The sequence below is a fragment of the Streptomyces sp. Alt3 genome (genome assembly GCF_030719215.1).
In the GTDB taxonomy this organism is placed as follows: Bacteria; Actinomycetota; Actinomycetes; order Streptomycetales; family Streptomycetaceae; genus Streptomyces; species Streptomyces glycanivorans.
In genome coordinates this window covers 8,277,883-8,289,446 of record NZ_CP120983.1, presented here as the reverse complement: position 1 = coordinate 8,289,446, position 11,564 = coordinate 8,277,883, and the positions used below count along the sequence as shown (strand labels likewise).

At 68.4% G+C, this 11,564-nt stretch carries 10 protein-coding genes and 4 pseudogenes; 7 read left to right on the top strand and 7 right to left on the bottom strand.

Annotated elements, in window-relative coordinates; genetic code table 11:
* Nucleotide 1: 1 nt before the first annotated feature.
* A complete protein-coding gene (locus tag P8A20_RS36790; protein WP_147961027.1) occupies nt 2-790 on the bottom strand; it encodes an IclR family transcriptional regulator in 789 nt (262 codons plus the stop codon).
* A 201-nt stretch (nt 791-991) separates the two neighbouring features.
* Complete coding sequence (locus P8A20_RS36785; RefSeq protein ID WP_306105075.1) at nt 992-2,014, bottom strand: acetylxylan esterase; 1,023 nt, start codon at nt 2,012-2,014, stop codon at nt 992-994.
* A gap of 486 nt (nt 2,015-2,500) precedes the next feature.
* Here P8A20_RS36785 and P8A20_RS36780 point away from each other — a divergent pair.
* Nucleotides 2,501-2,844 (top strand): annotated as a pseudogene (locus P8A20_RS36780) (helix-turn-helix domain-containing protein); the annotation flags it as partial.
* Between the two features lie 196 nt (nt 2,845-3,040).
* Here P8A20_RS36780 and P8A20_RS36775 read toward each other — a convergent pair.
* Nucleotides 3,041-3,163 (bottom strand): annotated as a pseudogene (locus tag P8A20_RS36775) (IS110 family transposase); the annotation flags it as partial.
* Nucleotides 3,164-3,324: 161 nt separating this feature from the next.
* Here P8A20_RS36775 and P8A20_RS36770 point away from each other — a divergent pair.
* Together P8A20_RS36770 and P8A20_RS36765 are read left to right on the top strand one after the other, a co-directional pair.
* Nucleotides 3,325-3,657: an SCO4225 family membrane protein gene (locus P8A20_RS36770; RefSeq protein ID WP_147961025.1), complete on the top strand. Its 333-nt coding sequence runs from the start codon at nt 3,325-3,327 to the stop codon at nt 3,655-3,657.
* Between the two features lie 103 nt (nt 3,658-3,760).
* Nucleotides 3,761-4,399, top strand: coding sequence for an SMI1/KNR4 family protein (locus P8A20_RS36765; protein WP_306105074.1), 639 nt, complete (start codon nt 3,761-3,763; stop codon nt 4,397-4,399).
* Nucleotides 4,400-4,910: 511 nt separating this feature from the next.
* On the opposite strand, the gene P8A20_RS36755 is transcribed toward P8A20_RS36765, so the two are convergent.
* Nucleotides 4,911-5,114, bottom strand: coding sequence for a hypothetical protein (locus P8A20_RS36755; protein WP_306105073.1), 204 nt, complete (start codon nt 5,112-5,114; stop codon nt 4,911-4,913).
* Nucleotides 5,115-5,268: 154 nt separating this feature from the next.
* Nucleotides 5,269-5,362: pseudogene (locus P8A20_RS36750) on the bottom strand (IS5/IS1182 family transposase); the annotation flags it as partial.
* Nucleotides 5,363-5,501: 139 nt separating this feature from the next.
* Between P8A20_RS36750 and P8A20_RS36745 the strand changes: the two are divergent.
* From P8A20_RS36745 to P8A20_RS36735, 3 genes and pseudogenes are all read left to right on the top strand, one after another.
* Complete coding sequence (locus tag P8A20_RS36745) at nt 5,502-6,074, top strand: hypothetical protein (protein WP_306105072.1); 573 nt, start codon at nt 5,502-5,504, stop codon at nt 6,072-6,074.
* Between the two features lie 54 nt (nt 6,075-6,128).
* On the top strand, nt 6,129-7,337 hold the full coding sequence (locus tag P8A20_RS36740) for an IS701 family transposase (protein ID WP_306105071.1): 1,209 nt from the start codon (nt 6,129-6,131) through the stop codon (nt 7,335-7,337).
* A 152-nt stretch (nt 7,338-7,489) separates the two neighbouring features.
* Nucleotides 7,490-8,393, top strand: a pseudogene (locus tag P8A20_RS36735) (IS5 family transposase).
* Nucleotides 8,394-8,441: 48 nt separating this feature from the next.
* Here P8A20_RS36735 and P8A20_RS36730 read toward each other — a convergent pair.
* On the bottom strand, nt 8,442-9,206 hold the full coding sequence (locus P8A20_RS36730; protein ID WP_306105239.1) for a GNAT family N-acetyltransferase: 765 nt from the start codon (nt 9,204-9,206) through the stop codon (nt 8,442-8,444).
* Between the two features lie 539 nt (nt 9,207-9,745).
* A complete protein-coding gene (locus P8A20_RS36725; protein ID WP_306105070.1) occupies nt 9,746-10,336 on the bottom strand; it encodes a hypothetical protein in 591 nt (196 codons plus the stop codon).
* Nucleotides 10,337-10,634: 298 nt separating this feature from the next.
* On the opposite strand from P8A20_RS36725, the gene P8A20_RS36720 reads away from it, so the two are divergent.
* Nucleotides 10,635-11,561: a DUF3048 domain-containing protein gene (locus P8A20_RS36720; protein ID WP_306105069.1), complete on the top strand. Its 927-nt coding sequence runs from the start codon at nt 10,635-10,637 to the stop codon at nt 11,559-11,561.
* The last annotated feature ends 3 nt before the right edge of the window (nt 11,562-11,564 follow it).

The following is an 11,564-nucleotide window of genomic DNA, read 5'->3' as shown; positions in this document are numbered from 1 at the left end:
GTCAGAGCGCGCCGAGGGCCTGACTGGTGGCGTCGGCGGCCTCGATGACCTCGCGCACGAGGGCGAGGCGCTGCCCCTCGGTGTCGGAGCGGTCCCCGAGTACCGAGGTCGGGCCCCAGAGAGAGATGGCGGCAACGATCTCACCCGACGCGTCACGGACCGGCGCGGCGAGGGACGCACGGCCCAGGGCGCGCTCCTCGGCCTCGACGGCGTAGCCGATGCGCCGGACGGTGTCGATCTCGGCGTCGAGGAGGTCGTGACTGGTGGTCGTGTACTCGGTGTGCGCGTCGAGGGGATCCCCCAGCAGCTTGCGGCGCTCCTTGGGGGCCAGCCCGGTGAGCAGGCACTTGCCGATGCTCGTGGCATGCAGCGGGGCGGTGTGCCCGGCCTGCGTGTAGGACTTGGGGGCGCGCGTGCCCTCGAAATTGCACAGGAACATCAGCTCGCCACCGCGGCGTACGGCCACATTGGCCCCGAGACCGGTGCGGGTGGCGAGGCCCTGGAGCACTGTGCGGGCGGCCCGGTGCACGGGGTGGCGGTTGGTGGCGGTGGCGGCCAGCGGAAGAAGGCCGAGACTGAGGCGGTAGAGGTTGCTGACCGGATCGCGTTCGACCATGTCGAGGCGTTCCAGGGTGGACAACAGGCGGGAGGTCGTCGAGGAGCCCAGCCCGGTGAGCTCGGCGACGTCGGAGACACGGAGTTCGGGCCGGCCGGAGTCGAGTGCGCGCAGCACCGAGACCGCTCGTTCGACGCTCTGGTTCGTCCCTGCATCAGTCGCCCGCGTAACCATGGCCCTCCTCGTTCTGCAAATCCCTTGCACATTCTGCATCAGCATATCGCGCATGGTCGGCGTCCGTACCTGGAATCAGCGACCGTGGCGGTCCCGCGACGTCCTGCGGGCCGGGCGTCGACGGCGTCGCGGAACCACCGGGTCACGGGGCAGGAAACCGTGAGCTCCTCGGCACTGCGGGTCCGACCGTGCGGCAGGAGGTCAGGCGGCGGGGCGCGGACCCGCGGCACCGGCCCCCGACAGGAAACGTCGCTGGGCTTCTTCCAGGGCTGCCGTCTCGGCCCGCTCCCCCGGGTGGTCGAAGTGGCCGGCCCTCAGGACCAACAGCTCGCGCGGTCCGGCCAGGCCGTTGTACACCGCGAACTGCCCCGGAGGGGGCACCGACGGATCGAACAGGGCGGCACCCACATGTACGGGGATCTTGATGTGCCGGGCCGCCGTCGCAGCATCGAAGTACGCCAGGACGTCCAGCACCGAGGGGTCCTCGGCCAGCCGCGTACGCACCGACTCACCGCTGCCCGTGCACGGGAGTGTCACCCGGAGCGGATGGTTTCCGAAGGTCGGCACCGTCAGCCCGGCGGCGTGGAAACGGTCGTCCCAGGGGAGCGCCAGTGCCCCGATGCCGCCGCCGAAACTCGTGCCCAGGTAGGTCAGCCGTCCGGCGGCCTCCGGCACCAGTCGCCGAAGTGCGGTGGCCGCGCACCAGACGTCCGCCACACACCCGCCGATGAGGTACGACTCCCGGGCGCCGATACCGTGCAGGACGTGCCCCGCCGACTTCGGGGGAACGCCGGGCAGCAGGCTCCGCGTCCCCAGCCCACGCAGGCAGGGCCAGATGGTCGCGGTCTCCGGCGGGGACTGCCAGGAGTCCGGGGCCACCCGGCCTCCGTAGCCGTGTGTCGCCACACAGCCGCGTGTGACCCGGCCGTCGGCGGGGACGGTCAGCCATCCGCCGATACGGACGCCGTCGGCGGACGTGTACGAGACGTCGGCGACCCGCATGCCGTCCACCGTGGCCCAAGGCCCCTCGACGCGAGGCGACGGGTCGACTCGCAGCGCACTCGCGTAGCGCTCTCGCCAGAAGTCGGCGAAGTCGTCCGGGCCCGGCGGCGCCTTCACCGCGAGGAGGCGCGGCAGGTCGTAGCCGTGGGTGGGGTCGAAGGGAAAATCATGGGGCAGCGGGCCGAGTTCGCCGGTGTCCGTCGTGAGCGGATGGGTGGACAAGATCTCTCCTTGTTCGGTGTGCGGGACGACGAGCACATCTTCCGGAACGGTTCTCGGCGCGACGCGGCCTGTCCTGTCGGCGCCGATCCCCCGCTACGGGCCTGACAAGCCGACTCGGCGGTCGCGTCCTGCTGGGCGGTGTGGTCACGGGCAACTGCTTCGACGGGAACGGCGGTGGTCGGTACGGGGCGGCGGTGAGGGAGGCCGGGACGACGCCGGTCCGTCGCTCGATCTCCCGGTCCGGGCCGGATGGGCGCGGCCCTCCGCCGCCGTGCGCGCGTCGCGAATCCGTCGCCGGGCATCGGACCGAGGGCCTCGCGGTCGGCCCGAGGACCTCACAGTGCCCGCCGGTGGAATTCCCGTCGTGATCATCGCTGCCCGCGAGACCATACGGTGCTCGGCCTGCACCTTGCAACAGGTCGCGGCCCGGCCCTCCAGCCCGACTTCTCCGTCGACGCCGGTCAGCGGCTCGACCGCGATTCCGCAGTGGCTGGTGTGATCACGGGGTCGGAGCCTTCCTGGATAGCCCCGTTCGCCGGGCTGAGCCCGCGTGTCCTAGGCAAGCCGGTGACGGCACTGCGCCGCGAGGGTGTGGATCCGGTCCGCAATAGCCGCCCGTGGTCACTTCCGCTGGACGACCGTGTGCTGCTGGTAGTGACTTACTGGCGCACGAACTTGACGTTGCGTCAGCATAACCCTCTCTTCGGTATCTCAAAGTCCGCGGCCGACCGCATCATCGACCACCTCGGCCCATTGCTCGCGCTGCAACCCCGCAGGGGTTCCGCAAGGACACTGTGCTCATCGTGGACGGCACCCTTGCGCCCACCCGCCTCCGAAGCAACCCTCCCGGTGCCCCGGAGCCCCGACCCAGGACGAGCCGGACAACACGACCTGGAAATCGTCATCGCCCTGTGTCAGAGCTTCGAAATGCGCCGCGAACCCACCGGCAAACGCATCAAGCCACCATCACACTCGCCAACGGCCCCATCGGAAGCGCAGCAGGCCAAGTCCTCTGACCGGATCCCACCCCACCCGCCGGTTGGCTGCCCTGGTGACCTCGCCAGGCAGGTCGTCGTCGAAGCCGACGATCATCTCCAGCGCGGCGAGCGTCTCGTCCTCGCCGTCGATCGCCCGCAGCGTGTGCGGCATTTCGAGGACCGGTCTTCCCTGGCATTCAGATCAACCTCCGCAGCAGATTGGCCGGCGTGAGTATGGCTACTCATGTGGCGGATAACGGCGGACGGCATTGTTCAGATCGTCAGCAGATCAGTCACCGCACCGGGCATTCCGGCATCCCCAGGAGATCCGACATGGACAAGAATTCTCGCTCGCTGCCCCAGGCTCTCCGCCACTACCTGGTCAACCCTCTGGCCCTGGGATATCTGGGCGTTGTACTCGCGGTGTGCCTGTGGGTGACCGTAGATGCCATCTCCCACTCTTCGTCCGGAGACGCCAGCTTCGCCGGAATGTGGGCCATCCTGGCCACCGCACCGACCTCGATGCCGTTCCTCGTCGCCGGCCCCGCAGGATTGATAGGCATTCCCATCGGTGCCATCGTCCAGGCCGCCGCGCTCGGCGCCCTGTACCGCCACATCACCGAACGGCAGGCCCATGGCACCGGGAGCGGCGTCAGCAACGCCTGACTGAAGCCTTTGCCATGCCCGCGTCACTGGCGGCAACCGCGAACCTGCTCTCGCACGCGGTACTGCCGGGCGGCCTTCGGCATTGTCGTAGCCACCTGGCACCATGATCGGCATGAGTGAGACAACTGAGCCTGGAGACAATGGCGTTGCCGCCGTTCTGACCACGCCACAGGCGTGGCGTGACTTTCTGGAGCAATACAGCAAGCTGTACGTGAAGGTCCGTGCCGACGAGGAAGAGCTGGACGAACTCCTGGACGAGGATCAGCTGGAGGCGCTGGACCAAGACGGGCAAGTCGAGCTGTGGCTGGGTGAAGCCCCTGCCCGAGAGGAAGCTCTGGCGGCAGCCGAGGAGCGGCTCGGCGTGCGGTTCCCACCCGGCCTGCGGGGATTCTTCCTGGCGAGCGACGGGTGGAAGCGCCTCGATGACCATGTGGACGGCGCCCATCCGTGCGGCCGCGTCAGATGGATGCGGGACAGCGAGGCAGGCAGCCGCGTGATCGAGACCTACGCCTCCATACCCGGCAACGAGGACGACGTTCAGCTGTTCCGCAGGTCCATCGAGATCGCCCGGGGAGAGGACTTCTGGCTGCTCGATCCGACCGACGCCGGGCCGGACGGCGAGTGGGCCGCCTACGAGTTCGCGCCGAAGTACGGCGACACCACCAAGCACCCCAGCTTCTCCGCACTCTTCCGCTCCGGGTACGAGAGCATGGAGGAAGATGCGGACGAGGACATGGACTGAGTCGGTTCGTCAGCCTTCACGCCCACGCCAGGAGTGAGGCAATGGCGACGGGCACTTCGTAGGACCGAGCGGTTTCGTCGTACCGGGTGATGATCCCTCGTGAGCGGAATGCCCCGGCGGCGGAGCCACGCGCGGAGCGCCTTCGAGTGGCCCTTGCCGCCCAGGACGTGATCGGGCCGGGTACCGGGGCGGCCCGGTCCGGCCCTGGACACCCGGATTGCTTCCATCACGGCGGTGAACCCCGCCTGTAGGCGAGGGCCGGTGAATGACGACCGGCTCGCTCATCTCTCCGGCGTGCGATGCCCAGCAGGCTGCGGCATCCCGGGGAGCGGACCCGGAAAGTAAAGTGGCCGGCACCCTCAGCCCGCCGAAGCGGGTGGCACAGGGACCAGCCGACGCCAAGAAGCACTCCAGAAGAGAACCGCTCCTCAGACGGTCCTTGACCCCGGTTCCTGGATACGGGTCATGCGTCTTGCGCCAGCGTGGTTGATGTCGTTCAGAAGGTGTTCTCTCAGGCGATCGGACTGCGATGTCCGAGGCGGCAGTGACGGATCGGCGCGCTGGGATCGGTCCGCTCGGTGTACACGTGCACCGCTGAGGCGTCGGTGTTGTCGGTTAGCACCGCGATGTTGTTCTCGTCGAGCAGCGGGCCGCCGGAGTCAGGCCCGCGAGGCGTACCGCCGACCGGTTGCAGTGCCGCTATCGGCGACGGCACAGGTTTCCTCCGCCTGCTCCGGCAGGCGTCGACAGTTGTGAGCGGCGGTTTTTACCTCCTCTATGACGCCGGTGGCGCAGGACCGCCGGATTCCATGTTCGATCAGAGCGGCAACGGTCAACTACAGGTGCTGTGCCTGCTGTCCAGCCGGACCGGCGGATCCGGAACAGGATTCCGTTGAGCACCGTGCGGTGGTCGTTCCACCGGCCGCCTCGACCACCCGCAGGCGGCAGAAGCGGCTCCAGCAGCGATCACTCGCGATTCGCCAGGTCCCCCGGCCCATGCCCCAACCAACGAGAGACCGGTCGGAAAGTCACATGATCCGCCGGACAGTGCTTAGGCGATCGCGGCTGGCTCGGCCATCGCACCGGGCGGTAGTCTCTCGCCATGAGTCACGGGGGGGGGAACGAGGGCTCTCTGGTCCTGGAGGCGCAGGAATTGCTCGCCGCAGGGCAAAGGGACGAGGAGGCTTTCGCGGTGCTGGCCGCGAGGACCGGCAACTGGGGCACCTGTGTGTTGGCCGTGTGCTTGGCCCTGGGCGTGCCCCGGACTGACGCCGAGGCCCGGCTCCGCGAGGTTGAGCCACTCTTCTCGGACTTCGCGGTGGGCGAGGAGGAGGACCTCGCTTTCCTTCTCAAGTGTGGGCACGTCTTCATCGTGGATCGAGCACTTGGGGAACACGACGAGCGTATCCGCGGCCTTTTGGGAATCGCCGCTGGTGCCCGCGGGGGCTATCCCAGCGGCCTACTCGCGTGGTTTCGCACCGGGGAACTCACGAAGATCTTCCTCTACTTCGCCAAAACCCGGTTCCAGGACTGGCGCGGCTCACCACCCGACTTCTGGGCCGCCATGACTGCGGCTGGCGAACTTCTGGACAGCCCGGACTGTCCCGCCCACGAAGAGGTGACTGCGGGGCTGGAACGATGCCGCGCGCAGGCAGCGGTCATCAGCGCCGACTAGTAGGGCTTTGTTAGGTATCTAGGCAGGTGGTCGCTGTGCTGGTTTCCTGCTGGTATGAGGGCAGATGAACTCGGGACGTGTCGGGACCGGTTGGAGGACTTCGCCGGGGAGGTGTTCGCGCCTTTGGCGCGTGCTGACCAGCGGGCGAAGGGCGGGCTGTATCTGCAGGGCCTGCTGCTGGACGGGCGCCGGAAGTCAATGCAGCCGATGGCCGGACGCCTCGGCGTGGACCATCAGCAGCTGCAGCAGTTCATGACCTCGTCGACCTGGCCGGTCAACGAGGTCCGCGCCAGGCTGGCCCGCCGGGCGGTGGCTGTGGTCCGTCCGCAGGTGTGGGTGGTGGATGACACCGGGTTCCCGAAGGACGGGACATCCTCGCCCGGGGTTGCCAGACAGTACTCCGGCACTTTGGGCAAGGTCGGGAACTGCCAGATAGGGGTCAGCGTGCATGCTGCCTCCGACACCGCGTCGTGCCCGTTGTCCTGGCGGCTGTTCCTACCCGGCAGCTGGGACCAGCCGGAGGCTGCGGACCGTCGGGCTCTCTGCCGGATCCCCGAAGGGGAGCATCACCGCCCGAAGTGGCAGCTGGCGCTGGACATGCTCGACGAACTGGCCGCGCTCGGACTACGTCCGGCAGTGCTGGTCGCGGACACCGGATACGGGGCGAATGCCGACTTCCGCCACGGTCTGGAAGACCGCGGGCTGGCCTATGCCTTGCAGGTCAAGGGCGAGATGACAGCCCATGCCGAGACCGCTGAACCTTACGAGCCGCCCTATGGAGGACTCGGGCCCAGACCGTTGCCCCGCTACCGCACCCGTCCGGTCAGCCTGCGCGAACACGTCCTGGCCGCAGGACGCGACAAGGCAGTAGCGGTCACCTGGCGCAAGGGCTCGAAAGCCGCCATGTCCGCCCACTTCGTGTTCCTGCGGGTCCGCCTCGCCGGCCGTCGCCCGAAACCCGCCCCCAACGGTGTCATCGGTCTGCGGTGGCTGATCGCCCAGTGGCCCGAAGGTGAGAACGAGCCGGTCAAGTACTGGATCTCCAACCTGCCCGCCGACATCCCCGCCCGCGATCTCGTCCGCCTCGCGAAACTCCGCTGGCGCATCGAACACGACTACCGCGAGCTGAAGACCACCCTCGGACTGGACCACTTCGAGGGCCGCTCGTTCACCGGCTGGCACCGCCACGTCACCCTCGTCACCGCAGCCCACCTCTTCCTGACCGAACAGCGGTCCTGCCCAAAAGTCCCTGCCAGGGCCTGACCCTCTACCAGGCCCTGGCCCTCCTCCAGCACCTGTTAGCCACCTGGACCGGCACCTGCCCCACCTGCCAGCAACCCACCCCATGGCAGACCTACGACACCACCTAACAAAGCCCTACTAGGGCGTGTATCGAAACGGATCTTGAGCTGTGAATGATCACCGTTCAGGGGACGAGGAGATCTCACGGACGAGGAGATCTCACGGACGAGCAGTGGGCAGTGCTGGAACCGTTGCTGCCGAAGGGCGCGAGAGTGGGACGGCCCCTTGTCTGACCGCGCCGGCAGTTGATCGACGGCATACGGTTCCGCGTGCGGACCGGTGTGCCGTGGCGGGACGTGCCCGTCGAGTACGGACCATGGAGCCGGGTCTACGACTTGTTCCGACGGTGGCAGCGCAACGGTACCTGGCAGCGGATCCTCATTCGGCTTCAGTCCCTGGCCGATGCGAGAGGAGCGATCGTCTGGGACCTGAGTATCGACTCCACGGTCTGCCGCGCTCACCAGCATGCAGCCGGGGCCCATAAACGGGGTGACCTGCAGAAGGAACCGCCTGGCGGTGTGTTCACCGAGCCCGGAGATCACGGGCTGGGAAGGTCCCGCGGCGGATTCACCACCAAGTTGCACCTGGCGGTCGAGCAGGGCCAGAAGCCCATGTCGATCGTGATCACGGTAGGGCAACGCGGCGATTCGCCGCAGCTCGAGCCCGTGCTGGAGAGGGCGTGTGCCCCGCCTAGGGCCGGGTCGGCCGCGTGTCCGCCCCAACCGGGTCCGTGCGGACAAGGCGTACGCCTCCCGCAGGAACCGCGGCTACCTGCGCCGCCGCGGCATCCGCTGCACCATTCCAGACAAGGCCGACCAGGCACGCAACCGCAAGAAGCTCGGTTCCCTCGGTGGCCTGCCGCCCGGCTTCAACGCCGAGGACTACAAGGCTCGGCATGCAGTCGAGTGCGGCATCAACCGCCTCAAAAGGAACCGGGCCGTGGCCACGAGATTCGACAAGCTCGCGGGCCGCTACGAGGCCACTGTCCTCGTAGCGGCCATCAATGAGTGGCTGTGAACAGCTCAATCAGGGGCGACGGACGGACGTCCGTGGAGTCGTGGAGGTTCAGGTGTTGATGGCGTGTTCGACGAACTGGCCGCAGGCGCGGAACCCCAGGCGGCGGTACACAGGCTCGCCGTCGGCCGATGCCTGCAGGACCGCGATGCCATGGTCTCGCTCGCGGGCAGCGTGAAGGGCCACGAGCGTGATGGCTCCGCCGTAGCCGCGCCGGCGGTGGGCGGCCAGGGTGGAGATGTTGTAGACGCCGGCGACTCCGGCGTGGTGGAACACCTCGGCGGAGCAGACCGGACGGTTCTCCACGTAGCCCACCAGGTACCGGGCCGGACAAGTCGCGGCCAGCGCCTGGGAAGCAGCCCGGGCGAAGAAGTCGCGGACGGTTTCGGCGGGTGGGTTCCAGTTCGCGGCGAGGACCGTGGCGTAGTCGGCGAGCTGCTCGGGCGTGGTCACCGTTCGGATGTCGAGACCCGGAACAGAGGGAATCGGCAGGATGTCGTCCAGCTCGGCCCACATGGCCGTCTCACGCTCGGACACCGGCAGGCCAGCTGCTGTCAGGCGGGTGGTGAGGTCTGTCGGTGTCGAGGCAGGTCCCACCCACCAGGAGAAACTGCGGCCGGTACCGGCCAACGTCCCGACAGTCTCGGAGATACGGGCTGCGGCGTCGTCGGCGGTGAAGCGGGCCGCAGCGACGATGTTGAACGTGTCGTCGTCCAGGCCGCTGTCCGCGACCAGGAGGTCGCCGGTCTCCGTGACCGTCGCACCGGACATGCTCCGGTGCAGATGGCAGGCGTGTTCCGCCAGGTTCCGTTCCATCCTGTCCGTCAAGTCGGCTTCATCGGGAAAGTAATCATTCATAGGGATCGATACCAGCACGACCGGGCGAAGACTGCATGTCATTTTGGGCGGTGTCACGCCGACGACCAGCACTTTCGATACACGCCCCAGCATCGCGGCACGGAACTGATGCAGGCCTTCCCCTTCTTCAACGCAGCCAATCTCTCTGAGTCCTTGTGCGTGCGCGATGGGTGATCACCGAGAAGGTGACCGACCGCGAGAAGCGCCACCCGGTCGGCGGCACCACCGTCCACAGCGCATGCGCGAAGGTCCGGAACACCGAGGTCCACGGCAGGGGCTCCAAACCCGTGGGCCGCCGGCGAGGACGACCACGTCAATCCGGGCACCTACCGCATGGAGGGCGCCATGGTGGCTGGCCCTCCCGCGCACGACCCGGTTCCGGGAAGAAACCTCCGGCGTCTGCCCCAGCGTGCGCGACCTGGTGAACGCCGGCCCGACTGTGACAGCAGCAACGTGCTGCCCGTCGCCCCGGTCCTCGCGTTCGAGGCCTGGGAGCGTCAACTGAGGGTGCTGGCGAACAGGGGATCAAGCGGATCGCCCTCGGACCCGACGACGCGGCAGGCCGCGGCAACCGGTCCTCGGGAGAGTTCCACGAGCCGGGCCAGGGCTGCCGCCGCGGACGTCAGTCCCGCCGGATCGAGGCCGAGCGCCCGGGCCGCGCGGTCGCGTCGGCGGTCGAGGCCGGGCATGTCCTCCCGGTACTCCTCGGCGACCGCCTGGAGTTCTCCGGCCGTCCGTCCGGGAGCGTCCCGCCACCACGGTGCCACCAGACACAGCCGCACCAACTCCGGCAGTCCGAGGGCGAGCGGTCCGGCCTCCCCGTCGAGGCTGACGTACACCACGGGGCGTTCCTCTCCGCCCTCGCCGACGAAGCAGAACGCGTCACCTGAGCCCGCGCGCGCAAACTGCTCCAGCCGGGCTCCGGAGGCAAGCCGGACCCCGTCCTCCAGTTCCTGGTCGGCCGGGTCCGTCGCGTCGAGATCCGCGACGCCGACGAAGAAGTCGATGACCGCCTGGTCGGCACCCAGGAGAGGCAACAACGCGCCGTGGTGGGTGGGTACGTCGGCTGGCGCATTCGATCCGTTCACCTGGAAACCGTAGCTGGGGCCTCCGACAGCGGCGGCGCCAGACAACCAGGGGCCTGGGCGGGGAAAAGGTGGCGAGACCCGCAGGCTTGGTGCACGACCTGTTCGACTAGCTGGTGCTCAAGCTTCCACGAGGCGTATCGACGGTCGCCGAGCTTCGGAAGGACTGGTCGAATTCCGAGAAGAGAGCATCGCGCCCGAGACGCTCCGGCCGGTCTCCTACGTGATGATGGACAAGAAAGTCTTCGCCGCAGCAGACACGCGCCGATGCCGCAGAGTCGGCTCGAAAGGGGCGCCAGCCATGCCTACCTCCAGAACGAACAGACCGGCCGCCGCCGCGCTCGCCGCGCTCACGCTCGTCATCGCCGCGGCCTGCGGCAGCCCGGGCGGAGGGAAGATGACATCCGGAGCACGCGCCGAGGTGCTCGCCGTGAAGATCGACAACGTCGCCGCGGCCCGGCCGCCGACCGGACTCGAGAAGGCAGACATCGTCTACGTGGAGCAGGTGGAGGCAGGCCTCAGTCGCATACTCGCCGCCTACTCCTCCGGCCTGCCGCCCGTCGTCGGCCCCGTACGCAGTGCTCGCGAAACGGATCTGGAGCTGCTCCGGCAGTTCGACGAGCCCACGCTTGCGTACTCGGGCGCCCAGTCCGCTCTCCAGCCGTCGATCGAAGCTGCCCCCCTCGATGCGCTGCCGCCGTCGAAGGCACCGGACGCCTATTTCCGTGGTGGGGAGCGCGCCGCACCACACAATCTGTATCTGCGCCCGGGGAAGGTCCAGCACGCCTCCACCGGGGTGAACGCGGCCGAGGACATCGGGCTCCGCTTCGCCGCGCCGCCCCCGGGCGGCACCCCCGTCAACGAGCGAAGCGTGTCCTACCCCTCGGCACGGTTCACCTTCACCTGGGCCTTGGACCGGGACGAGTGGCTGGTGAGCATGGACGGAACCCCCGCCCGTACGTCCTCCGGGGACCGGCTCGCAGCAGCCACAGTGGTCCTGCAGAACGTGGACGTGCAGCCTTCCCGCTTCCGGGACCGAGGAGGCAACACCTCGCCGTTCAGCGCGACCGTGGGTTCCGGCTCGGCTGTGGTCCTGCGTGACGGCAAGTCGTACGACGTGACATGGCAGCGCGACACCGCCGAGTCAGCCACCGGCTTCACCACCAGGGACGGCAAACCGATGACGTTCGCGACCGGGCAGGTCTGGATCGTGCTCCTACCGAATTGACGG